Here is a 26,772-nt window from a genome sequence, read left to right on the forward strand (position 1 = left end):
GGGTTAACGCTCTATCACCCCGCCATCGGTACGGCGCAAGCGCCGGCCGTGGCATTGGGGGGAGAGGACACCATGACCGGCATTTGCAGCGCGGCTCCGAGCCAGCCTGGAATGGTCCGGACACGCCGTCTGCTCGCCCTGGCGCTCGTCGGCCTCGGGCTGGCCGGCTGCCAGAGCCGCTCGCCCGAGACGACCGGCTCGATCGGCGGCCTCAACCTGCTCGGCGCGAACCGTGCCGAGCGCTCGCCCCGCGCCGAAATCGATGCCCTGGCCGCGCGCTACAACGCGGACCCGAACGACGTGCGCGCCGCCATGCGCTACGCCGCCGCCCTGCGCGCGACCGACCAGAAATCACAGGCCGTGGCGGTGCTGCAGCAGGTCGCCCTGCGCAACCCGAAGGACAAGGTGGTGCTCGCCGCCTACGGCAAGAGCCTTGCCGATGCTGGCCGCTACCAAGAGGCCAACGAAGTCCTTCAGAACGCCCACAGCCCGGCCCAGCCCGATTGGCGCGTGCTCTCGGCGCAGGGGATGGTGGCCGACGAGACCGGCGACCACGCCCGGGCGCAGAACCTCTACGACACCGCCCTCAAGATCGCGCCGAACGAGCCGCGGATCCTGTCGAATCTCGGCCTGTCCTACGCGCTCTCCCGCCGCCTCGACGAGGCCGAGACGACCCTGCGCCTCGCCGTGGCCCAGCCGAAGGCCGATGCCCGCGTGCGCCAGAACCTCGCCCTGGTGCTCGGCCTCAAGGGCCGCTACGACGAGGCGGAGCAAGTGCTGGCCCAGGATCTCGGTCCGGCGGAAGCGGCGGCCAACATGCGTGAGATGCGCGCCATGGCGGCCCGCCGCGCGGCACCGAAGACGGCCCAGGCCGCCGCTGCGGCTCCGGGGCGCCAGCTCGCACGGTCGGCGATCCAGTAAAGCCGGGATCTTGGCCCGCCGACCTTGACGAAACGGGCGCATCTCCCCTATAGGCTCGCCACTTCCATAGGACTCCGCCGGTATCGATTGTCGCGAGGGTTCGACGCCCTCGGCGCGAGAGCCGTGTGGCATTGCCGAAACGCTTCAGCGCCGAGACCCGGCCTAACGTTGACAGGACTGTAACGATGTCGCGTCGCTGCGAACTCACGGGCAAGGCCGTTCAGGTCGGTCACCTCGTGAGCCACTCGAACCGGAAGACCAAGTGCCGGTTCCTGCCGAACCTCTGCAATGTCACGCTGCAGTCGGACACCCTCAACCGCCGCGTCCGCCTGCGGGTGACCGCCCATGCGCTCCGCTCGGTCGAGCATCGCGGCGGCCTTGACGCCTTCCTCGTGAAGGCCCGTGAGATCGAGCTGTCGCAGACGGCCCGCCTGCTCAAGCGCGAGATCGAGAAGAAAATCGCCGAGCCGGCCACGCCCGCCGCCGCGTAAGTCTTGTCGGGCCGGCTCACGGCCCGAACGATCGTCCAACCGAATCGGAGAGGCCACCGGATGCGCGAATCGCGCCCGGTGGCCTTTTCCGTTCGACAGGGTCCCCCGGCCGATGACGGCGCTCACCCTCATCATCCCGATCTTCGGCCTCGTGCTGGTCGGCTGGCTCGCCTCGCTCACCAAGATCATCTCGGAGCGGGTCGGCGACGGGCTGTCCGAATACGTCTTCTCGCTCGCGGTGCCGGCCCTGATCGTCTCGACGCTGACGCGGCCGGGCCTGTCGGGCGAGATCGCCTGGGGCTACTGGGCGAGCTATTTCGGCGGGGCCGCCATTGCCTGGGCCACCGGCTCGCTGATCGGGCGCCGCACCGAGGGCGTGGACCGGCGCGGGGCCGTGCTGCACGGCTTTGCCGCGAGCCAGTCGAACACCGTCTTCGTCGGCGTGCCGATGATTCTCCAGGCCTACGGCGAATCGGGTGCCTTCCCGCTCTTCATGCTCCTCGCCGTCCACCTGCCCTTGATGATGGGCGCGGCGACCTTCCTGATCGAATCGGAGGGCGGGCGCCCCATGGGCCAGCGTCTGAAGGCGCTCGGCCTCGCGCTCGGCAAGAACCCCATCTTTCTGGCGCTCGCCGTCGGCATGGCGATGAAGGCGGCGGGCCTCTCCTTTTCGGGCATCCCCAAGGCCCTGGTCGATTCGCTGGCCGGCACCGCCTCGACCTGCGCGCTGATCGCGCTGGGGGCCGGCCTCACCCGCTACAAGGTGCTGCACGACCTGCGCGGCGCGAGCATCGTTGCCGCTTTGAAGCTCGGCCTGCACCCGCTCGCCGTCTATCTCCTCGCCTTCCACGTCTTCACCATGCCGCCGGCCTATGCCGGCGTCGCCGTGCTGTTCGCGGCGATGCCGGTGGGCATCAACGCCTACCTGCTGGCCGTGCGCTACAAGAGCGAGCAGGGCTTGGTTGCCGCCGCCGTACTGGTCTCGACGCTGGCCGCGACCGCCACGACGGTGGGCTGGCTGATGCTGCTCGGGCGCGGATAGTTTTTCGGACTTCGCTCTCAAGCGGGATCTCGGGGCGTCGCATAGGATGGCTGCGTTGACCCCGGCCCCCTCGCTCCATAGGTTGCCCGCTCTTGCGCCCCGGCCCGAATGGCCGGCGCGGCGCTTGTCCAGACCCCGAAAAGCTTGCTTGTGATGTCCGCGCCCCTCCGCCTCGACCCCGACATTCTGGAGGCCGCCGCCTCCGCCGCCGCCTGGCCGTTCGAGGAGGCGCGCAAGCTCGTGGCGCGGCTGGAGCGCAAGCCCAAGAGCGAGGTTCTGTTCGAGACCGGCTACGGCCCCTCGGGCCTGCCGCATATCGGCACCTTCGGCGAAGTCGCCCGCACCTCCATGGTACGCCACGCCTTCCGCGTGCTGACCAAGGACGCGGTGCCGACCCGGCTGATCGCCTTCTCCGACGACATGGACGGGCTGCGCAAAGTCCCGGACAACGTGCCGAACCGCGAGCGGCTGGCCGAGGCGCTGAACCTCCCGCTGACCCAGGTCCCCGACCCGTTCGGCACGCATGACAGCTTCGGCGCGCACAACAACGCCGAGCTGCGCCGCTTCCTCGACGCCTTTGGCTTCGACTACGAGTTCCGCTCGGCCACCGAATGCTACAAGGCGGGCATCTTCGACGACACGCTGCGCCTCGTCCTGGAGCGCTACGAGGCGGTGATGGCGATCATGCTGCCCTCGCTGCGGGCCGAGCGCTCGGCGAGCTACTCGCCGTTCCTGCCGATCCACCCCGTCACCGGCCATGTCATGCAGGTGTCGATCGACGAGGTGCGGCCCGCCGCCGGCACCATCGTCTGGCGCGATCCGGCGACGAACGAGGCCTACGAGACGCCGGTGACCGGCGGCCACGTCAAGCTGCAATGGAAGCCCGACTGGGCGATGCGCTGGGTCGCGCTCGGCGTCGATTATGAGATGGCCGGCAAGGACCTGATCGATTCGGTCAAGCTCTCGGGACAGATCGCCCGCGCGCTCGGCGCCGAGCCGCCGGAGGGGTTCAACTACGAACTCTTCCTCGACGAGAAGGGCCAGAAGATCTCTAAGTCGAAGGGCAACGGCCTGACCATCGACGAATGGCTGACCTACGCCACGCCCGAGTCGCTCGCCCTGTTCATGTACAACAAGCCGCGCGAGGCCAAGCGCCTGTTCTTCGACGTGATTCCGCGCAACGTCGATGAGTACGACAACTTCCTCGGCCGTTTCGCTGGCCAGGAAGCCAAGCACCGCCTCGGCAACCCGGTCTGGCACCTGCATGCGGGCGAACCGCCGGCCGTCGAGACCATCGACGAGGCCGGCACCACGCTGTCCTTCGGCATGCTCTTGAACCTCGTGGCAGTGGCCAATGCCGAGGACGAGGCGGTTTTGTGGGGCTTCATCCGTCGCTACGCCCCGAATGTCGGGCCGGAGACGCATCCGCGGCTCGCCGGCCTCGTGACGCGGGCGCTCGCCTATTACCGGGATTTCGTGCGGCCGCAGAAGCAGTACCGCGCCCCGACCGAGGAAGAGGCCGCGGCCCTGCGCGACCTCTCGGACACGCTCAAGGAGCACGAGGACTCGACCGACCCGGAGGCGCTGCAGGCGATCGTCTACGAAGTCGGCCGGCGCCACTTCCCCGACCTGTCGGGCAAGGCCAAGAGCCCGGACGGGCGGCCCGGCGTCTCGAAGACGTGGTTCGCCTCGATCTACAACGTGCTGTTCGGCGAGGCGCAGGGGCCGCGCTTCGGCTCGTTCATCGCGCTCTACGGCGTGGCGGGCACCCGGGCGCTGATCGAGAAGGCGCTGAGCGGCGCGCTGGTGGCCGAGCACGCGGCCTTCCTCGAGAGCCGCAAGGCCGCTGCGGCCTGAGCAGGGGTGGGGCCGATGCGGAGGATGCGGGCGTCGGCTGGCATCCTCCGCACCCTCGCTGCCCTGATCACGCCGAACCGGGCGGTGGTGCGGGCCCTGTCGGGAGGCTGAGCCACACCGCTCGGCTCGTCGCCGCCACCTCACATCACGAAAAATCAGCCGGTCGGCGAGCGATCTTCGCGCGAGGCGGCTCGAAATCGATCTCCGCGGCGCCCGGCATCGCCAGCGCATCGGCAACGTTCCGCCGCCCGTCCGGCCGCCGCGTGCTCCGATCGAGCGCCGCCGCCAGCCCGATGCCGGCGGCGTAGGCCACGACGTTCCACGGTGAGAAGACGCGGCCGAGCAGCAACTGCCCCGCCAGCGTCAAGCGGAACGCGTCGAGCCCCGGGGTGTGGACGAGGCGGAACAGCTCGACCAGCACCGCGGCGATCAAAGCGATCGCCGCCAGCCGCGCGACCGGGGCGGCGGGCCGGGCAAGGGCGACGAGCCCGTAGACCATCGCGCCCCACAGGACGGAGCCCGCATACTTCACGACCTCCCTCGGCAGGCAGAGCGGCAGATAGCGCACGCCGACGCCCGCCGCGATCACGGCAAGGACCGCGGCGAAGAGGCGGAGGCGGCGGGATCGCACGCTGGGCATTGCGGTGCGGCGGTTTACAGGGCGGGAGGCGCCCGGTATCACCCCGGACCACACCGACATACGAGTTTCACACCAGATGCGCGCCGAGATCGAACAGGCCTCGGATGCCGCCAAGCAGTCTATAGGGCTGCTGAGGAGGCATCTTTGACTGGGACACCGTCGATAAACGTCTCGCGGAGCTGAACGCGGCTTCCGAGAACCCCGACCTCTGGAACGATCCGGAGGCCGCACAGAAGGTCATGCGCGAGCGCCAGGAGCTCGACGAGGCCGTCACCGCGATCAAGAAGCTCGAACGCGATCTCGAGGATGGCGCGACGCTGATCGAACTCGGCGAGATGGAGGGTGACCAAGCCTCCATCAGCGAGGGCGAGGCCACGATCAAGGCGGTCGAGAAGGAAGCCGCGAGCCGGCAGGTCGAGACCCTGCTCTCGGGCGAGGCCGACGGCTTCGACACCTATCTCGAAGTCCATGCCGGCGCGGGCGGCACCGAGAGCCAGGATTGGGCCAACATGCTTCAGCGCATGTATGCCCGCTGGGCCGAGCGCCGGAAGTTCAAGGTCGAGATCGTCGAGATGACCGACGGCGAAGAGGCCGGGATCAAGGGCGCCACGCTCCTGATCAAGGGCCACAACGCCTATGGCTGGCTCAAGACCGAGTCGGGCGTGCATCGGCTCGTGCGCATCTCGCCCTACGATTCCAACGCGCGGCGGCACACCAGCTTTGCCAGCGTCTGGGTCTATCCGGTCGTCGATGACCGGATCGAGATCGAGATCAAGGAATCGGACTGCCGCATCGACACCTACCGGTCGTCGGGCGCGGGCGGCCAGCACGTCAACACGACCGATTCGGCGGTGCGCATCACGCATAACCCGACCGGCATCGTCGTGGCCTGTCAGCAGGAGCGCTCGCAGCACAAGAACCGGGCCACCGCCTGGAACATGCTGCGCGCCCGCCTCTACGAGGCCGAGCTGAAGAAGCGCGAGGAAAAGGCCAACGCCGAGGCGGCCTCGAAGACCGATATCGGCTGGGGCCACCAGATCCGATCCTACGTGCTTCAGCCGTATCAGCTCGTGAAGGACCTGCGCACGGGCACGCAATCGACCGATCCGGACGAGGTGCTCGACGGCGATCTCGACCCGTTCATGGAAGCCTCGCTGGCGCAACGCGTGTTCGGCGGCAGCGAAGACGTCGCCGACATCGACTGACGCCCCTTAGAGCATCGCCCTGGATATCAGATCCAGGGCGATGCTCTAAGCACTTGTTTTTGCATCATCTTTTCCGAAAGCCGGCAACCACCTTTCGGGACGATGCTCTAGTCTCCTCCCCTCGCGGGGAGGGAACAGCCGGCCTCAATCCGCGAAGACGAGCTGCGCTCCGGCCCGCAGGAACCGCTGCGGATCGACCGGCTCGCCGTCGATGCGGGTCTCGTAATGCAGGTGGCTGCCGGTGGAGCGGCCGGTCGAGCCGGCAAACCCGACCACACTTCCCGCCTCGACCCGCTGGCCGACCGCGACCGCGGTGCCGGAGAGGTGCGCGTAGCGCGTGACAAGGCCGCGCCCGTGATCGACCTCGACCATGTTGCCGTAGCCGCCGGCATACTCGGCCGCCGTGATCCGCCCGGCGGCGGTAGCACGGACCGGGGCACCGGTCTCGGCGCGCATATCCACGCCCGTATGGAGCGCGTAGCCGCGGGTGAACGGATCGAGCCGGGCGCCGAAGCTGCTGGTGAAGGCAAGCTCGCCCGGAAGCGGCTGGCGGAAGGGGAGGGCGGCGGTCACCCGGCGCAGATGCGTCTCCTCCTCGATCTGACGCCGGGCCTCGGCCAGCGCCTGCTCGAAGGCATCGGGCCCGAGCGGAACGAGAGGACCGCCGACGCCGCCCGCAGGCGGATCGAACCGGGCCGGTGATAGACCCGTGCGGGCGATCAGGTCGCGGAACCGCTCAGCGCTGCGCCCGGCCTGAAGGGCGATGCCGGCCGCGGCGCGCGACTGCGCCTCGGCGACACGATGGAGCGCATCCTCCAGGCGCGACAGGCGCGCGGACGAGGCGCGACCGGCGGCCTCGGCCCGGTCCTCGCCGCCCATGCGCAGTTCCGGCGTCGGGAACGGCTTCTGGACACGCGCCGCGGGCTCCGCGACCGGGATCGGGGCAGGCGGCGGCACATCATCGATCGGCGCGGCGGCCCCACCCAGACCGGAGAGCAACCCCTGGCGCTTCTCGATCAGGGCCTGCCGCTCGGTCAGCGCGGAAAGCCGGTTCTCCACACTGCCGCGCTCCGCGTTGCGCTCGGCCGCCGCGCGGTCGAGGGCGCGTTGAAGGGTGCCGATCCGCTCCTCGTAGGTGAACTGCATTGCGCTCTGGCGCGAAACGAAGCGGGCCAGCATCTCGTCGTGGAAGACGAGGTAGTAGCTCGCCGCCGCCGCCCAGAACGTCGAGACGGCGAGCCCGAGGCCGAGCGCCCGGACGAGACGGCTTTGGGAGAGAGGGGAAAGGCCGGCTTTGCGGCGGGCCTGAGCAGTCGATGGCATGGCACGTCGGACGTTCGAAGACGGGCCCGATCACAGACGATTAAGGTTAAGGAAGCCTAGCGTTTGTTAGCGATCCGCGGCCCGCATCGAAACACGAGGCGCCGGTTCAACAGTTCGCATCATCCCGAAAGCCGATGGCCGTCTCTCGGAATGACGCCGGCGTGCGATCCGTCCTCAGGCCAGGGCTTTGACAGCTTCCAGAACTTCCTCGACATGGCCCGGCACCTTCACCTTGTGCCAGACCCGCGCGATTTGTCCCTCGCGGTCGATCAGCACGGTCGTGCGCTCCACGCCCATGTATTTTCGTCCATACATGCTCTTCTCGACCCAGACGCCGTAAGCTTCCAGCATCGATTTCGCCTCGTCGGAGGCGAGCGGGAAGGTCAGACCGTACTTCGCCCTGAACTTATCGTGGCTCTTGACCGAATCCGGCGAGACACCGACCACCTTCGCCCCGGCTGCCGCGAAGGCCTCGCTCTGGGCGTTGAAGTTCTGCGCCTCGAGGGTGCAACCGCTCGTATCGTCCTTCGGGTAGAAATAAAGCACGATCTTGTGACCACGCAGGCTCTCGAGAGAGATGGTCTCGCCGCCGGCTCCGGGTAACGAGAACAGGGGCGCGGCATTGCCGGTCTCTAGCGGCATTTCGCCTTCCTTTCGGCCGATTGATGGTGTGCCTGATCCCATGCACGCAGACCTCCGGGGACGCCATGCCGGAGTGGCTTGAATCCTGAGGAAAGCCGCCGCGGCAAACGACCTTCGCCCGAACCTACGGGTGTAGCAGCGAACGAGTGATGGATCAGGAAACGGCCAGGACCCTGCTCCAAGAGGCGGTCGAGGCGCCTGCGCCGCGCAAAGCGCGCCGCCGTCGCCGGCGGCCGGTGCTCTGGTGCGCGCTGCTCCTCGTCTTCCTGCTCGGTCTCGGCGGCGGGCTCGTCGCCCTGCGGCTGTCGCAGGGGCCGCTGCGCATCGACGGACTGACGCATCAGGTCGCCGAGGCGGTGGCGGGCCGCTTCGGTCCGGGCTGGCGCGTGGCGCTGCGCGACTCTGCGCTCGAACTCGACAGCGAATCCTCGCTGGCACTTCGGGTCGGCGGGCTCGACATCTTCAACCCAGAGGGCGCGCTGGTGGTGCGCGCCCCGCTCGCGGTGGTCAGCCTCGATACGTGGAGCCTGCTGCGCCTCTCGGTCCAGCCGCGCTCCATCGAATTCCGCGACATCGAGATGACCGCCCTCGTCCATGACGACGGCTCCATCGCCTTCGCCGCCTCGTCACCGACGCAGGGGGATGGGGCGGGGGAGGCGGCCAAGCCTCACACCCTGCCGAGCGTGGACGCCGCCCGCGGCACCGTCTCGCCGGTCTCGGCGGCGGTCGCCTCGATCTTCGGCGTGGTGCTCGATCCGGCCGGCGTCATCGGCGCCCTCGATCGGGCGCGGATCACCAACGGACGCCTGACCCTCGTCGACGACGCCCGGCATCAGGCCACCTTCGAACGGGTGAACGGCCTGTTCCGCCGCGGCACCAGCGACGATTCGCGGGTGTTCGAGCTGCGCATCGACGGGCCCCACGGCGAGTGGCGCTTCGGCGGGCGCGTGCACGAGGCAGGGGAAGGGCGGCGCGCGGGCGTCATCACCCTGGACGACCTGCCCATCACCGATCTGCTGCTGCTGTCCGGCCACTCGAAGATGCCGGTGGAGACCGACCTCAAGCTCTCAGCCCGAGCCGATGTGGCGCTGTCGGGCGGCCGCATCGAGACGATGAAGGCCGAGGTGAAGACCGGCGGCGGCACGCTCCTCATCGACGAGAAGGACTTCAACCCGGTCGTCATCGACGAGCTGCGCGCCGAGGCGAGCTGGGACGAAGCGCGACGCGCGCTCGCCATCTCCGCCATCGACTACAAGGGCGGCGGCAACGACGCGCACCTGACCGGCGCCTTCGCCATCGGTCCGCCTGATGCCGTGGACGCCTGGACGCTCGATTTCGCCGGCAAGGATGCGCTCTTGCGCGGCGCCGCCCGCAGCGACCCGTCCTTCCGCATCGGCGAGATCAGCGGGCGGATCACCGGCCGGGCCGGGGGCGTGAACATCGAGTCGATCGCGCTGGCGGGTGACGGCCTGCACGGCCGCCTGAGCGGGACGGTCGGCACGCGGGCCGACGACGAGGGCATCACCCTGCACATCGTCGCCAGCAACACCGACGGCCGCAAGGCCATGCGGCTCTGGCCCGAGAACATCGCGCCGGGCGTGCGCAACTACCTCGTGGACGAGCTGCGCGGTGGACGCCTCGATCAGGCCGACATCCAGATCGACATGAGCGGACCGGAACTCGCTGCGGCGACCCGTGGCGACCCGATGCCGGATGCCGCGCTCAACGTGACCTTCGCGGTCTCGGATGCCGGCCTGACCATCTCTCAGGACGCGCCGCCCCTGAGCCACGGCCGGGTCACCGGCACGATCACCGGCCGCAGCACGACGATCCAGAACGCGACCGCCGAGATCCGCCTCTCCGACACGCGGGCCCTGACGATCTCGGACGCGTCCTTCCTGATCCGCGATCCGCAGCCGGATAAGATCATCGCCCAGCTCGGCCTGCGGCTGTCCGGCTCCGTCGATTCGCTGGCCGCACTCCTCGAAACCCCAATGTTCAAGGGAATCACGGGCGCCGACATCGATCCGGCCACGCTGAAGGGCAAGGCGGACCTGCGCCTCGACGTGCCGATCAACCTCAAGCACGTGCCCGATCTCGCCGAGATGCCGGTGACGCTCACCGGCTCGATCACCGAATTCAGCATGGACAGGGCGGTCGGCAAGGACCGCTTCGAGGCGGGCCGCTTCACCCTCTCCTTCGACCGCAGCGGCTTCGCCCTCAAGGGCGATGGGCGGCTGCTCGGCGCCCCCGTCGCCATCGACCTGAAGCAGCCCAAGCCCGGCGCCCCCGGCGAGGCGGTGGTGAGCCTGAACCTCGACGACGCCTTCCGGGCCAAGCGCGGCCTGCCGACCGCACCGCAGCTCGGCGGGGTCATCCCGGCCCGCGTCGTGTTGCCGATGGGGCGCCCCGCCTCCGCCGGCAAGCCGCCGGCCCGGGTCGAGGCGGACCTGACCCGCGCCTCGATCAACGGTCTGATGCCCGGCTGGAGCAAGCCCGCGGGCAAGGCCGGGCGTCTCGGCTTCACCCTCGTGGAGGCGGCGGGCGGTGGCATGGAGCTGCGCGACATCACCCTCGACGCCGCCCCCGCGCTTGCCCGCGGCAGCGCCACGATTTCGGCCGAGGGCAATCTCGAACGTGCGGACCTGACCGCGCTCAAGCTCTCGCCGGGCGACGACATGCGGGTCAGCCTCGACCGGACCGGCTCGACCTACAAGGTCGCGGTGAAGGGCGCCGTCGTCGATGCGCGGCCCTTCCTCAAGGGCATGACGAGCGGCGACGACAAGGGCGGCAAGGAGCCCGGCAAGGACATCGAGGCGGATGTCGCCGCCAACATCGTCTCCGGCTTCAACGGCGAGTCGCTTACCAACGCGACGCTGAAGGCCAGCTTCAAGGGCGGTGATCTGCGCGCCGCCCAGTTCAAGGGCCGTTTCGGCGGTTCCCCGCTCAGCGCCGTGGTCCGGAGCGAGCGCGGCGCGCCGCTGCTGACCCTCGACTCCGCCGATTCCGGCGCGACGCTTCGCTTCCTCGACATCTACAAGCGGATGTATGGCGGGCGGCTCGCGCTCAACGTCTACCTCAACGACGGCCCGCAGGCCGGCGTGGTCCAGATCAAGGACTTTGCCCTGCGCAACGAGCCCGCCCTGTCGAGCATCGTCGCCCAGGCCCCACCGCCCTCGGACGGACGGCGCGCGGCCCCGAACGCCAACGATGTCGGCTTCGACAAGATGCGCGCGAACTTCACCCGCAGCGGCCCGCGGGTGAGCTTTTCCGACGCGGCGATTTCGAACGCGGCGATGGGCTTCACCGCAACCGGCTGGCTCGACACGGCCAAGGAGCGCACGCAGATCGACGGCACCTTCGTGCCGCTCTACGGGCTCAACAACGTGGTGGCGCAGGTGCCGTTGTTCGGGCCGCTGCTGGCGGGCGGCAGCAACGAGGGCCTGTTCGCAGTGAACTTCAACGTCTCGGGACCGATCGCCAAACCGACGGTCAACGTGAACCCGCTCTCGGCGGTCGCCCCCGGCTTCCTGCGAAAACTCTTCGGCGCCGGAAGCGGCGACACCTTCGCCAACGGCGCCGGGCCGGGCGGGCCCGAGCGGTAGGGTTCGGAAACTCCGCCGTCCTGTCCCTAGGGAGAGACTGGCAGGGCTTGGGAGCGGATGTTCGAGCGGACGACATCCGGACCGCGCCGAGAGCCGGCTTTGATCGGGCGCGATGCGGCACAACAGCGCTCGGCGGCGTCGCACCCTCGGTGAGTGCGTTGAGCCTGATGACGCAGGCGACAGAGCCCACGAAGAGCCCGTATCGAAAATCCGCGTGGGGCGGATCGGCGGTGGGATGGTGCTTCAAGTCGCGCCTTTTCAAGGATCGGCCTTTCGCATACGGCCTTAAGACCAACCGGTTCGAACGGCCTGACCGGTGACGGCTCCCGCGTCCAAGTCCCCCGTCCAAGTCCGGCGCTCATCGCAGCGTCTTCGAAGGACGGGGAAAGTCATCCTTCCGTCCCAATCCCCGTGAGATCACGGCGCAGGGCCGAGCGGGTCGCACCCTCGGACCGGCTTGGCCGGAACCTCAACGACGAACCGTTCGGACCGTGGAAGCGGGACCGACCGCAGCGGCCCGGTCGCATCACGCGATCGGCTCCTTTTCACGCCTATCCCGCCTCGCAAGGCGCTCGACGAACAGGATTGCCGGTCACTGTGATCGCCGCACCATTGAACCCGACCGCGCAGGGCCCGCTCGCGGACGAGGACGCCCGAACCGAGGACGCGAAGCTCGCGCGGGAGGTGGCCCGACACTGCGCCGCGTTCCGCGAACCGATACCCCGGATGGCCTTTCGGCAGGTGGCCGATACGCTGCTGCCCTACCTGATCCTCTGCGCGGTAATGCTCGTCGCGGCGGCGAACGGCTACGCCCTTCTCGCCCTGCCGCTGGCGGTGCCCGCGGGCGGCCTCCTGGTGAGGCTCTTCATCATCCAGCACGATTGCGGGCACGGCTCGTTCCTGCCTTCACGCCGGGGCAACGATGGGCTCGGCCGCGCCCTGAGCCTGCTGACGGTGACGCCCTACGACAGCTGGAAGCGCGCGCATGCTCTGCATCATGCCACGACCGGCGATCTCAGCCGCCGCGGCACGGGCGACGTCCACACCTTGACCGTGCGCGAATACCTCGCGCTGCCGCGCTGGGGCCGGCTGCGCTACCGCCTCTACCGCAATCCGCTCATCCTGATTGTGCTTGGCTCTCCGATCAACTTCCTCATCTTGCAGCGCCTGCCCACCGGCGTCGGGCTGCCGTGGCGGACGGCATGGCGCGATGTGCTGGCGCTCGACGCCGTGCTCTTTGCGGCCTTTGCGGTGCTGGCGCTGGCCGTCGGCGGCATCGGGCCGGTGCTCTGGGTGTTCCTGCCGGTGATCGCCGTCGCCGCCTGGGTCGGCGGCTGGCTGTTCTATGTCCAGCACCAGTACGAGGAGACCGTCTGGGAGGAGGCCGACGCCTGGGATTTCCACCGCGTGGCGCTCGGCGGCAGTTCCTACTACGCGCTGCCGCGGGTTCTTCAGTGGTTCACCGGCAATGTCGGCTTGCACCACGTCCACCACCTCAACAGCCGCATCCCGAATTACCGCCTGCAGGAATGCCTCGACGGCCACGAGGTTCTCGGTCGGGTGGGCCGTTTGACCCTGCGCGACAGCCTGCGCTGCCTGAAGCTGGCGCTCTGGGACGAAGAGGCACGCAAGATGGTCGGCTTCGCCCGTGTGCGCGGGCTTCAGGCCGCCTGAGGCGCGGGACGCGTATCGATCAGGGGCCCGTAGTACGGACCCCTGGCCGGGCGGATCGGCTATTCCGGCCGCAGCAACACGTGCTTCTTGCGCCCGAACGAGAGCTTGATCACGCCCTCGGCCGTCAGGTCTTCTTTGCGAAGCACCGCCTTCTCGTCGCTCACCTGCACGTCGTTGACCCGCAGGCCGCCGCCCTTGATCTGGCGGCGCGCCTCGCTGGTCGAAGGGACGAGCTTGGCGTAGTCCGGCCCGAAAGCGGTGAGCACGCCGAGGCCCGCCTCGAGCACCGCGGGCGGCACGGGAATCGTCGGCAGGGACTGCGCCAGCGTACCCTCGACGAAGGTTTTCCGGGCGGTTTCGGCGGCGGCGGCGGCGGCGTCCGGGCCATGCATCAGCGCCGTCGCTTCCGTGGCGAGGACCGTCTTGGCCTCGTTGATCTCGGCGCCCTGGAGCGCGGCGAGGCGCTCGATCTCGGGGAGCGGCAGCAGCGTGAACAGCTTGAGGAAGCGGCCGACATCGGCATCCTCCGTGTTCCGCCAGAACTGCCAGTAATCGTAAGGGCTGAGCATCCCGGCATCGAGCCAGACGGCACCGGCCGCGGTCTTGCCCATCTTGGCGCCCGACGACGTGGTCAGGAGCGGGCAGGTCAGGGCGTAGAGCTGCGGCGTGCCCATGCGGCGGCCGAGATCGATGCCGTTGACGATGTTGCCCCATTGGTCGGACCCGCCCATCTGCAGGCGGGTGCCGAAGCGGCGGTTCAGCTCGACGAAGTCGTAGGACTGCAGGATCATGTAGTTGAATTCGAGGAACGACAGTTCCTGGTCGCGCTCAAGCCGCATCCGCACGCTGTCCATCGACATCATGCGGTTGACCGAGAAGTGCCGACCGATGTCGCGCAGCATCTCGATGTAGTTGAGCTTCGTCAGCCACTCGGCGTTGTCGACCATGACCGCGCCGTTTCCGCTCTCACCGAAGGAGAGGAAGCGCGAAAACGTCTGCTTGATGCCTTCCTTGTTGGCCTCGATCTGCTCCAGCGTCAGGATCTTACGCGTCTCGTCGCGCCCCGAAGGATCGCCGACGCGGGTGGTGCCGCCGCCCATCAGAACGACCGGCTTGCCGCCGGTCTTCTGCAGCCAATGCAGCATCATGATCGAGAGCAGGTGGCCGACATGGAGCGAAGCCGCCGTGCAGTCGTAGCCGGTATAGGTCGTCAGCCCCCCTTCCGCCGCCAGGGCGTCGATGCCGGCGAGGTCCGAGGCCTGATGGATGTAGCCGCGCTCCTGCAGCACCCGGATGAAGTCGGATTTCGGCGCGAAGCTCTCGGCGGTCATCGTGATCGGTCTCGGATGGTTTGGCGGCGCGACAGGGGCGCTGCCGCAATGCTATCCCGCGAGGGGAAGCGCTCGCGCGCGCTCTTAGCAGGGCAGGCCGCGAAAGGCACGAGCCCGGATTTTGGGGAACAGGGGCGGCCATGGCGATGAAGCGCGCGATCGGCCTGATGAGCGGCACGTCTCTCGACGGGATCGACGTGGCGCTGATCGAGAGCGACGGCGAGCGCATCCGCCTCGTCAAATCCGCCAACGGCCTCGTCGCGCCGCTCGGGCCGACGGGTTATCGCGGCTACGCGGAGGCCGAGAAGGTGCTGCTGCGCGAGGCGACCCGTGACGCGGAAGGGCTGCGGGCGCGCGCCGACCGGCCGGGACGCCTTGCGGAGGCGGAAGATTTCGTCACCCGCGCCCATGCCGAGGCGATCGAAGCGTTCCTGGCGGAGAACGACCTTCGGCCCGAGGATATCGCCGTCATCGGCTTCCACGGTCAGACCGTGATTCACCGGCCGAAGCTCGGCCTCACGGTCCAGATCGGCGACGGTGCGGCTCTGGCCAAGCGTCTCGGCATCCGCGTCGTGTCCGACATGCGCGCCAACGACGTGGCGCAGGGCGGGCAGGGCGCGCCGCTGGTGCCGGTGTTCCACAAGGCGCTGGCCGAGGCCGCAGGCTTTGCCGGCCCGCTCGGCATCCTCAATATCGGCGGCCTCGCCAACGCCACCCTGATCGATTCCGGCGGCAACATGCTCGCCTTCGATACCGGGCCGGGCAACGGGCCGATCAACGACTGGATGAAGGAGCGCACGGGCCAGGATTTCGATGAGGGGGGCGCCACCGCCGCCCGCGGTACGGTGGATGAAGGTCTGCTCGAAAACCTGCTCGGCCATCCGCTGATCCTGCGCGCGCCGCCGAAATCGCTGGACCGCAACTGGTTCTCGCATCGGCTCGCCGGCTATCTCACGGTCGAGGACGGGGCAGCGACGCTCACCGCCTTCACCGCCCACGCCGTCGCCCGCAGCCTCGCCTTCGCCAGCGAGCGCCCGAACCGCTGGATCGTCGGGGGCGGGGGCGCGAGGAACCGCACGCTGATGGTGATGCTGGAACGGCTCCTCGCGGCGGAAGTCCTAAACGCCGACGCGATCGGCTGGTCCTCGGATTTTCTGGAGGCCCAAGCCTTCGCCTACCTCGCGCTTCGCTCGCTGGAGGGCCTGCCGCTGACCTACCCGACAACCACGGGCGTCGCCGCGCCGGTGACGGGTGGGATCGTCTCCGAGCCCTGAGTCCTTCTCGTGAGCCTTGGCCACGCCCTGCGCCGCATCGTCGAGGAATACCCGCTCGCGCGCACCGACCCGCCGGCCGGGCATCCGCTCGCGCACGTGATTCGAAAAGGCGCGCCGGACGAGCTGCGCCGGGCACTCGCGCCGCTGGACGGGCCGTTCCTGGTCAAGGGCAGCCCCGGCCGTGGCAGCCATTGGGCCGCGGTGCCGTGGCTTGCGGTGTTCGACCCCGCCGTGGCGACGAGCGCCACCCGCGGCTACTATCTCGTCTACCTGTTCCCGGCGCACCGGGAGGCGGTGCATCTCTCGCTCGCGCAAGGAACCGTGGCAGCGATCCGCGAGCACGGGCCGCGCTCGGGCGAGTACCTGCGTGCTAGCGGGGCCCGGCTGCGGGAACGGCTCTCGGATTTCTCAGATGTCCTGCCGGTCTCGGCGATCACCCTCGGCAGCGCGGGCGAATTGCCCGAGGGCTACGAGGCCGCCCATATCCTCGGCCTGACCTACGATCTTGCTGACCTCGGCGACGAGCGTCGCCTGCGCGCCGACCTCGCTACGGGCATCGCCGCGTACCGGGCGCTGAAGGCGCGGGGCGGGCTCGACGGCAACGTCTCGGCGCAATGCCGAGCCGATCAGTGAGGAGAGGCGACCGATGCCGTCAGGCGGACGTTCAAGGCATTGAGGACGCGCAGAGCCGTGTCGAGGCTCGGATTGCCGTCGTCCGACAACGCCCGATAGAGGCTTTCCCGCGATAAACCTGTCTCGCGAGCGATCTGAGTCATGCCACGCGCGCGGGCCGCGACACCGAGCGCCCGGCGAAACAGCGCAGCGTCTCCTTCTTCGATGGCCGCAGCCAGATATTCGGCAACCGCCTCATCGCTTTCCAGGAATTCGGCCGAGTCGTAGGGGCTGGTTTCCGTCATCATTCCGTTCCGTCCAGCATCGTCGCCAAGGTCTTCGCTCGGGAAATGTCGCGCTTCTGGCTCGCCTTGTCCCCGCCGCACAGCAGGACGACCAGGGTCTTGCCACGATACGTGAAGTAGATCCGGTAGCCCGGTCCGTAGTCGATCCGCAATTCGCTGACGCCACCGCCGACAGCTTTCGAATCACCCTCATGGCCGAGTGCAAGACGATCGATCCGCAACGCGATCCGTGCCTTTGCGCGATCGTCCCGAAGCCCCTTCAGCCAATCCGCGAACGTTCGGGTGCGGATGATGTCCGGCATATCGAAATGTAGTCCATAGGCTACGAACCAGCAACACCGCGATACGCAGGTGGCTTCTCGGTGGCTCGGCAATCGGCCGAAATTTGTGCCGCCTCGCATCCCGCGCTAAGGCACGCGCGCCATGTCGCACAACACCTTCGGCCACCTGTTCCGCGTCACCACCTTCGGCGAGAGCCACGGGGTGGCGCTCGGCTGCGTGGTGGACGGGTGCCCGCCCGGCCTCGCGCTGGAGGCGGAGGAGATCCAGGCGGAGCTCGACCGGCGCAAGCCCGGCCAGTCGCGCTTCACCACGCAGCGGCGCGAGCCGGATCAGGTGAAGATCCTGTCCGGCGTGTTCAGCGACGACCGCACCGGCGGGCGGCAGCTCACCACCGGCACGCCGATCGCGCTGATGATCGAGAACACCGATCAGCGCTCAAAAGACTATTCCGAGATCCGCGACAGCTACCGCCCCGGCCACGCCGACTTCACCTACGACGCCAAGTACGGCATCCGCGACTATCGCGGCGGCGGACGCTCCTCCGCTCGCGAGACCGCCGCGCGGGTCGCGGCCGGCGCCGTCGCCCGCAAGGTCATCCCCGGCATCACCATCCGCGCTGCTCTGGTGCAGATGGGGCCGCACGCCATCGACCGCGCGAACTGGGACTGGGAGCAGGTCGGCCAAAATCCGTTCTTCTGCCCCGACGCGAAGGCGGCGGCGCTCTACGAGACTTATCTCGACGCAATCCGAAAGGACGGCTCCTCGGTCGGCGCGGTGATCGAGGTGGTGGCCGAAGGTGTGCCGCCCGGGCTCGGCGCACCGATCTACGGCAAGCTCGACGCGGATCTCGCCGCAGCGATGATGTCGATCAACGCGGTCAAGGGCGTCGAGATCGGCGACGGCTTCGCCGCCGCAGCCCTCCGCGGCGAGGACAATGCCGACGAAATGCGCGCCGGCAATGACGGCCGCCCGCGCTTCCTCGCCAACCATGCCGGCGGCATCCTGGGCGGCATCTCGTCGGGCGAGCCGGTGGTTCTCCGGTTTGCCGTGAAGCCGACCTCCTCGATCCTGACCCCGCGCCAGAGCGTGAACCGCGACGGGGCTGAGATCGATCTCATCACCAAGGGCCGCCACGACCCCTGCGTCGGCATCCGCGCCGTCCCCGTCGCCGAGGCGATGATGGCCTGTGTGCTGGCCGACCACACTCTTCGCCATCGGGGGCAGAACGGCGAGCGCCCGTGAGAACGCACGATCTCCCATCGAACCCCTCATCCTGAGGTGCCGCGAAGCGGCCTCAGGGTGAGGCGGTGGATGGGGGATCGTCGATTGGTGTAACGACTCTTTTCGAACCGCTGAACGAGACGAAGCCCGTGCCCCATTGCAGCGTCACCGAGGCCATCGAAGCCTTCGCCCGCGGCCAGATCGTGGTCGTCACCGACGACGACGATCGTGAGAACGAGGGCGACCTCGTCGTCGCCGCCTCGCTCTGCACGCCGGAGAAGATGGCGTTCATCATCCGCAACACCTGCGGCATCGTCTGCGCGCCGATCACCCTCGACGAGGCGCGCCGTCTCCATCTCGACCCGATGGTGGCCTCGAACGACGCGCCGCTTGGCACCGCCTTCACCGTGACGGTGGATGTTCGCCACGGCCTCACCACCGGCATCTCGGCCGAGCAGCGCTGCAACACGGTGCGCGCGCTCGCCAACGGCAATATGGGCGCGGGCGACTTCGTGCGGCCAGGCCACGTCTTCCCGTTGATCGCCCGCGATGGCGGCGTGCTGATGCGCTCGGGCCATACGGAAGCCGCGGTCGATCTGTGCAAGCTCGCGGGTCTGCCGCCGGTCGGCGTGATCTGCGAACTCGCCAACGACGACGGCACCGTGATGAAGGGGCCGCAGATCGACGCCTTTTCCGAGCAGCACAGCCTCAAGCGGGTCTCGGTGGCGGATCTCATCGCCTACCGCCAGGCCCGCGACCGGCTGGTCGAGCGGGTCGGCACCTTCCCGGTGAAGACCGAGTTCGGCGCGATAACCGGCTACGCCTATGTCACGCCGTTCGAGCCGATCCAGCAATTCGCCTTCGTTCACGGCGCCATCGGCGACGGCCGCAATATGCCGGTGCGCCTGCACCGCTCCAACGTCGTCGCCGACGTGATCGAGGGTGGGGGCAGATCGAGAGCGTGATGCGGCGCTTCGCCAAGGAGGGCCGCGGCATCCTCGTCTATCTGCGCGACGGCACCGCGGGCGTGCCGCTCAACCGCTACGCGGAGGAAGAGGGCGCCGAGGCGCAGCGCGTGCGCCAGTGGCGCGAGGTGGGCTTAGGCGCGCAGATCCTGCGCGACCTCGGCGTCGTCTCGATCCGCAACCTGTCCTCGTCGTCGCGCTCCTATGTCGGCCTGTCGGGCTTCGGCATCGAACTGGTCAGCGACGAGCCGCTGGAGGGCTGAGGACCGGCGGCCGCGCGGCCCCTTGCGGGCAAGCGCGGCCGCCGGCGCTGAGCCTTGTTGCCGGAACCTCTCTGTCCGCCAACGCCGTGCTCATCACGCTGGTCCTGGCGCAGGGGTAGGCCATCCGGCCGGGGCGGTGCCCGTCACCGCCCCATCAGCGCATCCATATGCGCGGCAACCGAGCGGGCGAGGCCGTCGAGGCTGTAGCCGCCTTCCAGGATCGACACGACGCGACCGCCGGCATGGCGGTCGGCGACCTCCATCAGCCGCCGCGTCGCCCAGCCGAAATCCGCCTCGTCGAGCTGGATGTTGGCCAGCGGATCGAGCTTGTGCGCGTCGAACCCCGCCGAGATCACGATCAGGTCAGGCGCGAAGGCGTCGAGCCGCGGCAGGATGCGCGCCTCGAAGGCTTCGCGAAACAACTCGCTGCCGTCGAACGCCTTGAGCGGTGCGTTGACGATGGTGTCGTGGTCGCCCCGCTCACCCGTGGCACCGGAGCCCGGAAACAGCGGCATTTGGTGGGTCGAGGCATACATCACGGTCTTGTCGGCCCAGAAGATGTCCTGCGAGCCATTGCCGTGGTGGACGTCGAAATCCACCAGGGCGACGCGGGTGGCGCCGAACGCCTTCTGAGCGTGGCGCACGGCAATCGCCGCGTGGTTGAACAGGCAGAAGCCCATGGCGCGGTCGCGCTCGGCGTGGTGGCCGGGCGGGCGCATGGCGACAAAGGCGTTGGCGCACTCGCCCTTCATCACCGCATCGACGGCGTGGTTCGACCCGCCGATGGCGTGCAGGCAGGTGTTGAGCGAGCCCGGCGACATCAGCGTATCGCCGTCGATCTGAAAGAAGCCCTCGTCGGGCGAGGCCGCGACGATGGTCTCGACGTAGGACGCCGGGTGGACGAGTTCGGCGACCGAAGCCTCCGCCTTCGGGGCGTGGCAGCGCACCAGGGCGGCGAAGCGTTCGTCCTCGAGGGCGCGCTCGACCGCCTGCATGCGGGCCGGCCGCTCTGGATGGCCGGTCGGGACCACGTGTTCGACCGCGCTCGGATGGGTGACGTAGAGGGTGCTCAGGGCCGTTTCTCCCGGTGCCCGAGACGGTGATGCCTTTTGGGCGCCCCGCCTCGTCACGTGCCGCCCTGCCAAAGCCGGGCGAGCGTGTTGTTGCCGATGCGGTGCGCCCGATCTTGCGCCGGACCTGCCACCGCTCTTGTTTTCTCGAACTTGTCGATCTTGGCGCCCCCGCGCAACAACGCAAACCAAGACAGGGGCTCGGATCGATCTCGTCCACAACCGGCCGTATCGCGGTCCAAGCTTGGCCACAAACGCGCCTTCAACCTGCGGTGGTTTTCTTCGAACGACCGGCCACCCATCATGCGCTCTTCGCCCGCCCTCGCGCTTCTCGTGGACCTCACGCCGCTGGCGGCCTGCCAGTCACAGACGGCGCAGGTTGCACAACCCATCCCCATCGTCGCCGAATTGCCCGCCGTTCCACCGCTGCCGCCGGGGCCGGAGCGCGATGCGTCCTGGATGAAGCTCGCGCCGAAAGCGGCCCTCGATCCGGCCCTGGCCCGCGCCACCGTCGATTTCGCGACCCGGGAGCCTGTGGGCACCCTCGTCGAGACGGCCGAGCGGCGGCTCTACCTCGTGCAGCCCGGCGGCAAGGCGATGCGCTACCCCGTCTCGGTGGGGCGGGCGGGTCTTGCATGGACCGGCCGGGCCGAGATCGACCGCAAGCTCGAATGGCCGGACTGGAACCCGGCCCCGGACATGATCGGCCGCCACCCCGATCTGCCGTCGCGCCTGGAAGGCGGCCCGTTCAGCCCGATCGGCGCCCGCGCGCTCTATCTCGCACAGAACCGCAAGGACACGCTCTACCGCATCCACGGCACCAACGAGCCGGAGACGATCGGGCAGGCGGTCTCCTCGGGCTGCATCCGCATGCTCAACGAGGACGTGATGGACCTCTACGAGCGCGTGCCGGTCGGGACGAAGGTCGTGGTTCGCTGAAGAGAGTCTTACTTCGGACAAGCAAGCTTTTCGAAAGGCTCAATCGTGAGCAGCCGTTTACCTGAACACGGGTTCAGATTTGGCCATTAACCTCTTCGAGCGTTGTCGGTCCGTAATGTCAGCACAGACACGGACGAACACCGGCAACAACGAGCTCGAAAGGCACCAGACCATGACCAACACTGCGCTTGAACTGTTCTGCACCCGCATCGTCGACGCCGGCAGCCTGAACCAGGACGACGTCCGCGAACTCGCCCGCGACATCCTCCCCGACGGCATCATGGGCCGCGAAGAGGCCGACCTGCTGCTGGCGCTCGACCGCGCCGTCGCCGACACCCACGAAGGCTTCTCCACCTTCGTCACGGTGGAAGTCGTGAACTTCGCCGTCTACGGCGAGCGCCCCACCGGCATCATCACCCGCGAGATGTCCGCGTGGCTCTCCGCCTCCATCGCCGGCCGCAAGGGCCCGACCGCGCTCGGAAGCCGCATCGCCATGGAGATCGTGCGCGAGGCCGAGACCAGCGACGAGACGCTGATCGCCTTCGCCCTCAAGGCCAAGAGCGCGACGACGAAGAGCGCAATCGCCAAGGCCGCCGCGTGCAGCACCGGTCGCATGCCCTGCGCTGCATGATGAATTCAGTTTTGACCCCAGATGCGCCGACGGCATCGGCCCCGCGGCTAGCATCCGAGCCCCATCGAAATTCGAATTGACGGCCCTTCAATCGGATTTCACCGAAGCTGGCCTTTTGGGGAGTGCAGCACAGCTTCCGTCTCTCGCATAAGTGCTTTATCGGGATGCGTTCGGGCTTGCCTTCGGGAGGGGCAGGTCGGGACAGTCACCCTCAAGAAGCGGCTGCGATGTTCGATAAGATCCTGATTGCCAACCGGGGCGAAATCGCCTGCCGTATCATCAAGACGGCCCAGAAAATGGGCATCAAGACGGTGGCGGTCTATTCGGACGCCGACCGTGATGCGGTCCACGTCGCGATGGCCGACGAGGCGGTGCATATCGGCCCGGCGCCCGCTGCGCAGTCCTACCTTCTGATCGAAAAGATCATCGACGCCTGCAAGCAGACCGGCGCCCAAGCGGTCCATCCGGGCTACGGCTTCCTTTCCGAGCGCGAGTCCTTCCCCAAGGCGCTGGCGGAAGCGGGCATCGTCTTTATCGGCCCCAATCCGGGTGCCATCGCCGCCATGGGCGACAAGATCGAATCGAAGAAGGCCGCGGCCGCGGCCGAGGTCTCGACGGTGCCGGGCTTCCTCGGCGTGATCGAGAGCCCCGAGCACGCCGTGACGATCGCCGATGAGATCGGCTATCCGGTGATGATCAAGGCGTCGGCGGGCGGCGGCGGCAAGGGTATGCGCATCGCCGAATCGGCCGATGAGGTCGCCGAGGGCTTCGCCCGCGCCAAGTCCGAGGCCTCGTCCTCCTTCGGCGACGACCGCGTCTTCGTGGAAAAGTTCATCACCGACCCGCGCCACATCGAGATCCAGGTGATCGGCGATAAGCACGGCAACGTGATCTATCTCGGTGAGCGCGAGTGCTCGATCCAGCGCCGCAACCAGAAGGTCATCGAGGAGGCGCCGTCGCCGCTCCTCGACGAAGAGACGCGCCGCAAGATGGGCGAGCAGGCGGTCGCGCTCGCCAAGGCCGTGAATTACGACTCCGCCGGCACCGTCGAGTTCGTCGCCGGCCAGGACAAGTCGTTCTACTTCCTCGAAATGAACACCCGCCTGCAGGTGGAGCACCCGGTCACCGAGATGATCACCGGGCTCGACCTCGTCGAGCTGATGATCCGGGTGGCCGCCGGCGAGAAGCTGCCGCTGTCGCAGGATCAGGTGAAGCTCGACGGCTGGGCGGTCGAGAGCCGCGTCTATGCCGAGGATCCGACCCGCAACTTCCTGCCCTCGATCGGTCGGCTGACTACCTACCAGCCGCCGGAGGAGGGCCCGCTCGGCGGGGCGATCGTGCGCAACGATACCGGCGTGGAGGAGGGCGGCGAGATCGCGATCCACTACGATCCGATGATTGCCAAGCTCGTAACCTGGGCGCCGACCCGGTTGGAAGCCATCGAAGCGCAGGCGACCGCGCTCGACGCCTTCGCCATCGAGGGCATCCGCCACAACATCCCCTTCCTCGCCACCCTGATGGCCCATCCCCGCTGGCGCGACGGCCGGCTCTCGACGGGCTTCATCAAGGAAGAGTTCCCCGAAGGCTTCATCGCACCCGAGCCCGAGGGGCCGGTCGCTCATCGGCTCGCGGCGGTGGCGGCGGCGATCGATCACAAGCTCAACATCCGCAAGCGCGGCATCTCCGGCCAGATGCGCGACCCGAGCCTGCTGACCTTCCAGCGCGAGCGCGTGGTGGTGCTCTCCGGCCAGCGCTTCAACGTCACCGTCGATCCTGACGGCGACGACCTCCTCGTCACCTTCGACGACGGTACGACAGCCCCGGTGCGCAGCGCGTGGCGCCCCGGTGCGCCGGTCTGGAGCGGTACGGTCGGAGATCAGTCGGTCGCGATCCAGGTGCGTCCGCTCCTCAACGGTGTGTTCCTGCAGCATGCGGGCGCGGCGGCGGAAGCGCGGGTGTTCACCCGCCGCGAGGCCGAACTCGCCGACCTGATGCCGGTCAAGGAGAATGCCGGCTCCGGCAAGCAGCTCCTTTGCCCGATGCCCGGCCTGGTCAAGCAGATCATGGTCAGCGAGGGCCAGGAGGTGAAGAACGGCGAGCCGCTGGCCATCGTCGAGGCGATGAAGATGGAGAACGTGCTGCGCGCCGAACGCGACGGCACCATCTCCAAGATCGCCGCCAAGGAAGGCGACAGCCTCGCCGTCGATGCCGTGATCCTGGAATTCGCCTGATCGCAGGACGCGCCTGCCGGCGCGAGCGAAGCGGTCGGGCAGCGCGACGATTTCGCGATCTGCACGACCGCTCTCCCTCTGCCGAACGTCCGGGCTGGAGACGCACGACGAGGATCGGGGGCGGATAACCTCGGTCTTCGACCGCATCCGCCGGAGCGCGGGCACGCCCCTCCATCCGCCCCGAAGATATGCCCCTCTACTTCGCCTACGGCGCCAACATGGACGCCGCCGCCATGGCCCAGCGCTGCCCGGCCTCGCAGCTGATCGGGCGCGGTCGCCTGCCGCGGCACCGCTTCATCATCATGCGGGAGGGCTGGGCTTCCGTGGTGCGCGCGCCGGGCGCCACGGTCTGGGGCGTGCTGTGGGAACTGGCGCTCTCCGACGTGCCGGCCCTCGACCGCTACGAGGGTGTAGCCGGCGGCCTCTACGTGAAGGCCTATCAGCCGATCGTCACCGATGGCGGCACGAAACGCGCCCTAATCTATCTCGGCCGCAGCGGAGCCGGCGGCCTGCCGCGGCCGGGCTATCTCGAAGCCGTGCTCGCGGCGGGGCAGGCGGCCCAACTGCCGGGGCCCTATCTGCAGGAAATCCGCGGCTGGCAGCGCCGCACTCCGGCCTGACCCGCGCGACGCGCACGGCCGAAGCGCCCCCTGGCACTTGAACTGCGCAGATTTCGGCTGGAGCTTCCTCGGCAGCCCGCTCTCCGCCGCGCTGCTTCGGCAACGTCGGCGGCGACGTGCTCTTCATCTCGCCGGCGTGGTATCTCACCGACCGTCCGCAGGCGGCAGCCGCGCGCCGCACCGAGGCCGCGTCGGCCTCCGCCGCCATGGCCACCCGCTAGCCGGAAGCGCGAGGCTCCCGGCTCCGGCACGGAAACGGGAGTCCCCTCCATCGTGAGCACCGACGGCAAGACCATCCGCGTCGTGATCCGCGGCCGCGTGCAGGGCGTGTCCTATCGCGCCTGGACCAAGAAGCAGGCGGACCGGCACGGCGTCGCGGGCTGGGTCCGCAACTTGCCCGACCGCACCGTCGAAGCTTTGTTCTCGGGCCCCGCCGAGGCCGTCGATGCGCTGCTCGCCGCCTGCCGGCGCGGTCCGTTCGCGGCGCGCGTCGACGGCATCGAGGTGAGCGAGGAGGCCGAGCCCGCTCCGGGCGCGGGTTTCAACATCCGCGCCTAGACAGGTCGAGGGCTTGCCGGCCGGGCCGCTGGCCTGTAGCCGCCGGGGCAGCACGCCCACCCGGACCGGCGAGACGACACCGCGATGACGACGCCCTGACCATGTGGGACCTCCACGCCTTTTCCCCGCTCGACTTCGCGGCGCTCCTCTTCTTCGTGGCGTCCTGGGCCGGCTACAGCTTTGCCGTGCAGCGGCGACGGGGCGACCGGCTGAGCCTCAGCCAGATCATGAATCGGCAGCGGCACAAATGGGCTGTCCAGATGATCACCCGCGACAACCGTGTGGTGGATACGACGATCAACGCCTCCCTCCAGAACGGCACCGCCTTCTTCGCCTCGACCTCGCTGATCGCACTTGGTTCGGTGCTGACGCTCTCGCGCTCGGGCGACGACGTGCTCAACCTGTTCTCCGCGCTGCCCTTCGGCGCGGGGACGACCCGCCAGACCTGGGAGATCAAGGTCGCCGGGCTCGCCGTGGTGTTCGTCTATGCCTTCTTCAAATTCGCCTGGGCCTACCGGCTGTTCAATTACGGCGCGATCCTGATCGGCGCGGTGCCGCCCAAGGGCTCGGGCGCCTCAGAGGCGGTGATGCTCCGCGCTGCCGAGCGGGCCGGCGCGATGAACGTGGCGGCGGGTTCGCATTTCGCCAAAGGCCAGCGTGCTTTCCTGTTCGCGCTGGCCTATCTCGGCTGGTTCGTGAGCGCGCCGGTGATGATGCTCGCCACCGCCAGCGTGGTCTGGGTGATGTGGCGGCGCCAGTTCTCCTCGCGGATCCGTGCCTTTCTGCTCGCCGAGGAAGACCCAAATGGCCGATGAAGCCGCGATCGAAGAGACGATGCTGCGGCTCGTGAGCGAGCGCGGAGCGGACAAGACCTGCTGCCCCTCCGAGATCGCCCGCGCGCTCGGCGGCCCGCATCCGGATGGCTGGAGCCCGCTGATGCAGCCGGTCCGCCGCGTCGCCGTGCGGCTGACGAAGGCGGGCCGGGTGCAGATCCTGCGCAAGGGCAAGCCGGTGGAGGATCCAGACGATTTCCGCGGGATCTATCGCTTGAGCCTGCCGCGGGCGTGACG

The 26,772-nt window shown here is 68.7% G+C and carries 24 protein-coding genes and 1 pseudogene; 18 read left to right on the plus strand and 7 right to left on the minus strand.

Features of this window, described 5'->3' with window-relative positions; translation table 11 throughout:
* Window positions 1-72 precede the first annotated feature (72 nt).
* From MSPGM_RS14900 to MSPGM_RS14915, 4 genes are all read left to right on the plus strand, one after another.
* Complete coding sequence (locus tag MSPGM_RS14900) at window positions 73-921, plus strand: tetratricopeptide repeat protein (protein ID WP_012753206.1); 849 nt, start codon at window positions 73-75, stop codon at window positions 919-921.
* 185 nt (window positions 922-1,106) lie between these two features.
* Window positions 1,107-1,412, plus strand: coding sequence for a 50S ribosomal protein L28 (gene rpmB, locus MSPGM_RS14905; protein WP_003599321.1), 306 nt, complete (start codon window positions 1,107-1,109; stop codon window positions 1,410-1,412).
* A gap of 112 nt (window positions 1,413-1,524) precedes the next feature.
* Window positions 1,525-2,454, plus strand: a complete 930-nt coding sequence (locus MSPGM_RS14910) for an AEC family transporter (RefSeq protein WP_003599320.1) — start codon at window positions 1,525-1,527, stop codon at window positions 2,452-2,454.
* A 153-nt stretch (window positions 2,455-2,607) separates the two neighbouring features.
* On the plus strand, window positions 2,608-4,311 hold the full coding sequence (locus tag MSPGM_RS14915) for a lysine--tRNA ligase (RefSeq protein ID WP_043707074.1): 1,704 nt from the start codon (window positions 2,608-2,610) through the stop codon (window positions 4,309-4,311).
* 145 nt (window positions 4,312-4,456) lie between these two features.
* Here the strand turns inward: MSPGM_RS14915 and MSPGM_RS14920 are convergent, their stop codons facing one another.
* Window positions 4,457-5,065 (minus strand): DUF2809 domain-containing protein, encoded by a 609-nt coding sequence (locus tag MSPGM_RS14920; protein ID WP_315974076.1) that lies wholly within the window; start codon window positions 5,063-5,065, stop codon window positions 4,457-4,459.
* Between MSPGM_RS14920 and prfB the strand changes: the two genes are divergently transcribed.
* Window positions 5,028-6,156, plus strand: a protein-coding gene (prfB, locus tag MSPGM_RS14925) for a peptide chain release factor 2 (RefSeq protein ID WP_003599313.1) whose coding sequence is annotated in 2 segments (ribosomal slippage) — window positions 5,028-5,096 and window positions 5,098-6,156 — 1,128 coding nt in all. Because the reading frame shifts where the segments join, the coding sequence is not laid out codon by codon here. The two genes, MSPGM_RS14920 and prfB, sit on opposite strands and share 38 nt — an antisense overlap.
* Before the next feature lie 144 nt (window positions 6,157-6,300).
* On the opposite strand, the gene MSPGM_RS14930 is transcribed toward prfB, so the two are convergent.
* Both MSPGM_RS14930 and MSPGM_RS14935 read right to left on the minus strand, forming a co-directional pair.
* The gene (locus MSPGM_RS14930) at window positions 6,301-7,479 is read right to left on the minus strand and encodes a M23 family metallopeptidase (RefSeq protein ID WP_003599312.1); all 1,179 of its coding nucleotides are present in this window, start codon (window positions 7,477-7,479) and stop codon (window positions 6,301-6,303) included.
* Between the two features lie 174 nt (window positions 7,480-7,653).
* Window positions 7,654-8,121 carry a peroxiredoxin gene (locus MSPGM_RS14935; protein WP_003599311.1) on the minus strand — a complete coding sequence of 156 codons (468 nt, stop codon included), beginning with the start codon at window positions 8,119-8,121 and terminating at the stop codon, window positions 7,654-7,656.
* A gap of 149 nt (window positions 8,122-8,270) precedes the next feature.
* On the opposite strand from MSPGM_RS14935, the gene MSPGM_RS14940 reads away from it, so the two are divergent.
* Window positions 8,271-11,726, plus strand: a complete 3,456-nt coding sequence (locus tag MSPGM_RS14940; RefSeq protein WP_012753208.1) for an AsmA-like C-terminal region-containing protein — start codon at window positions 8,271-8,273, stop codon at window positions 11,724-11,726.
* Window positions 11,727-12,323: 597 nt separating this feature from the next.
* Window positions 12,324-13,400 carry a fatty acid desaturase gene (locus MSPGM_RS14945; RefSeq protein ID WP_003599309.1) on the plus strand — a complete coding sequence of 359 codons (1,077 nt, stop codon included), beginning with the start codon at window positions 12,324-12,326 and terminating at the stop codon, window positions 13,398-13,400.
* 59 nt (window positions 13,401-13,459) lie between these two features.
* Here MSPGM_RS14945 and tyrS read toward each other — a convergent pair whose 3' ends face one another.
* Window positions 13,460-14,731 (minus strand): tyrosine--tRNA ligase, encoded by a 1,272-nt coding sequence (tyrS, locus tag MSPGM_RS14950; protein ID WP_003599308.1) that lies wholly within the window; start codon window positions 14,729-14,731, stop codon window positions 13,460-13,462.
* Window positions 14,732-14,871: 140 nt separating this feature from the next.
* Between tyrS and MSPGM_RS14955 the strand changes: the two genes are divergently transcribed.
* Together MSPGM_RS14955 and MSPGM_RS14960 are read left to right on the plus strand one after the other, a co-directional pair.
* Window positions 14,872-16,005, plus strand: a complete 1,134-nt coding sequence (locus tag MSPGM_RS14955; RefSeq protein ID WP_003599307.1) for an anhydro-N-acetylmuramic acid kinase — start codon at window positions 14,872-14,874, stop codon at window positions 16,003-16,005.
* A 9-nt stretch (window positions 16,006-16,014) separates the two neighbouring features.
* Window positions 16,015-16,638 carry a DUF3578 domain-containing protein gene (locus tag MSPGM_RS14960; RefSeq protein WP_003599306.1) on the plus strand — a complete coding sequence of 208 codons (624 nt, stop codon included), beginning with the start codon at window positions 16,015-16,017 and terminating at the stop codon, window positions 16,636-16,638.
* On the opposite strand, the gene MSPGM_RS14965 is transcribed toward MSPGM_RS14960, so the two are convergent.
* Window positions 16,632-16,925 carry an addiction module antidote protein gene (locus MSPGM_RS14965; RefSeq protein ID WP_003599304.1) on the minus strand — a complete coding sequence of 98 codons (294 nt, stop codon included), beginning with the start codon at window positions 16,923-16,925 and terminating at the stop codon, window positions 16,632-16,634. The two genes, MSPGM_RS14960 and MSPGM_RS14965, sit on opposite strands and share 7 nt — an antisense overlap.
* The gene (locus MSPGM_RS14970) at window positions 16,922-17,224 is read right to left on the minus strand and encodes a type II toxin-antitoxin system RelE/ParE family toxin (protein ID WP_003599302.1); all 303 of its coding nucleotides are present in this window, start codon (window positions 17,222-17,224) and stop codon (window positions 16,922-16,924) included. The genes MSPGM_RS14965 and MSPGM_RS14970 overlap by 4 nt, the downstream gene beginning before the upstream one ends.
* A gap of 121 nt (window positions 17,225-17,345) precedes the next feature.
* Between MSPGM_RS14970 and aroC the strand changes: the two genes are divergently transcribed.
* Window positions 17,346-18,446, plus strand: coding sequence for a chorismate synthase (gene aroC / locus MSPGM_RS14975; protein ID WP_003599300.1), 1,101 nt, complete (start codon window positions 17,346-17,348; stop codon window positions 18,444-18,446).
* A 128-nt stretch (window positions 18,447-18,574) separates the two neighbouring features.
* A pseudogene (gene ribB, locus MSPGM_RS14980) lies at window positions 18,575-19,653 on the plus strand (3,4-dihydroxy-2-butanone-4-phosphate synthase).
* Between the two features lie 143 nt (window positions 19,654-19,796).
* On the opposite strand, the gene MSPGM_RS14985 reads toward ribB, so the two are convergent.
* On the minus strand, window positions 19,797-20,726 hold the full coding sequence (locus tag MSPGM_RS14985; RefSeq protein ID WP_043707076.1) for a histone deacetylase family protein: 930 nt from the start codon (window positions 20,724-20,726) through the stop codon (window positions 19,797-19,799).
* A gap of 300 nt (window positions 20,727-21,026) precedes the next feature.
* Between MSPGM_RS14985 and MSPGM_RS14990 the strand changes: the two genes are divergently transcribed.
* From MSPGM_RS14990 to MSPGM_RS15020, 7 genes are all read left to right on the plus strand, one after another.
* Window positions 21,027-21,662, plus strand: a complete 636-nt coding sequence (locus MSPGM_RS14990) for a L,D-transpeptidase (RefSeq protein WP_261925691.1) — start codon at window positions 21,027-21,029, stop codon at window positions 21,660-21,662.
* Between the two features lie 172 nt (window positions 21,663-21,834).
* Complete coding sequence (locus MSPGM_RS14995) at window positions 21,835-22,293, plus strand: hypothetical protein (RefSeq protein ID WP_012753213.1); 459 nt, start codon at window positions 21,835-21,837, stop codon at window positions 22,291-22,293.
* A gap of 227 nt (window positions 22,294-22,520) precedes the next feature.
* Window positions 22,521-24,524, plus strand: coding sequence for an acetyl/propionyl/methylcrotonyl-CoA carboxylase subunit alpha (locus MSPGM_RS15000; RefSeq protein ID WP_003599287.1), 2,004 nt, complete (start codon window positions 22,521-22,523; stop codon window positions 24,522-24,524).
* A 188-nt stretch (window positions 24,525-24,712) separates the two neighbouring features.
* Complete coding sequence (locus MSPGM_RS15005) at window positions 24,713-25,144, plus strand: gamma-glutamylcyclotransferase family protein (RefSeq protein WP_003599285.1); 432 nt, start codon at window positions 24,713-24,715, stop codon at window positions 25,142-25,144.
* Window positions 25,145-25,417: 273 nt separating this feature from the next.
* On the plus strand, window positions 25,418-25,702 hold the full coding sequence (locus MSPGM_RS15010) for an acylphosphatase (RefSeq protein ID WP_003599283.1): 285 nt from the start codon (window positions 25,418-25,420) through the stop codon (window positions 25,700-25,702).
* Between the two features lie 101 nt (window positions 25,703-25,803).
* A complete protein-coding gene (locus MSPGM_RS15015; RefSeq protein WP_003599282.1) occupies window positions 25,804-26,517 on the plus strand; it encodes a DUF599 domain-containing protein in 714 nt (237 codons plus the stop codon).
* On the plus strand, window positions 26,507-26,770 hold the full coding sequence (locus MSPGM_RS15020; RefSeq protein ID WP_003599281.1) for a DUF3253 domain-containing protein: 264 nt from the start codon (window positions 26,507-26,509) through the stop codon (window positions 26,768-26,770). Before MSPGM_RS15015 ends, MSPGM_RS15020 begins: the two co-directional genes overlap by 11 nt.
* Window positions 26,771-26,772: the final 2 nt, after the last annotated feature.

The sequence above is a fragment of the Methylorubrum sp. GM97 genome (assembly GCF_024347855.1).
GTDB lineage: Bacteria > Pseudomonadota > Alphaproteobacteria > Rhizobiales > Beijerinckiaceae > Methylobacterium > Methylobacterium extorquens.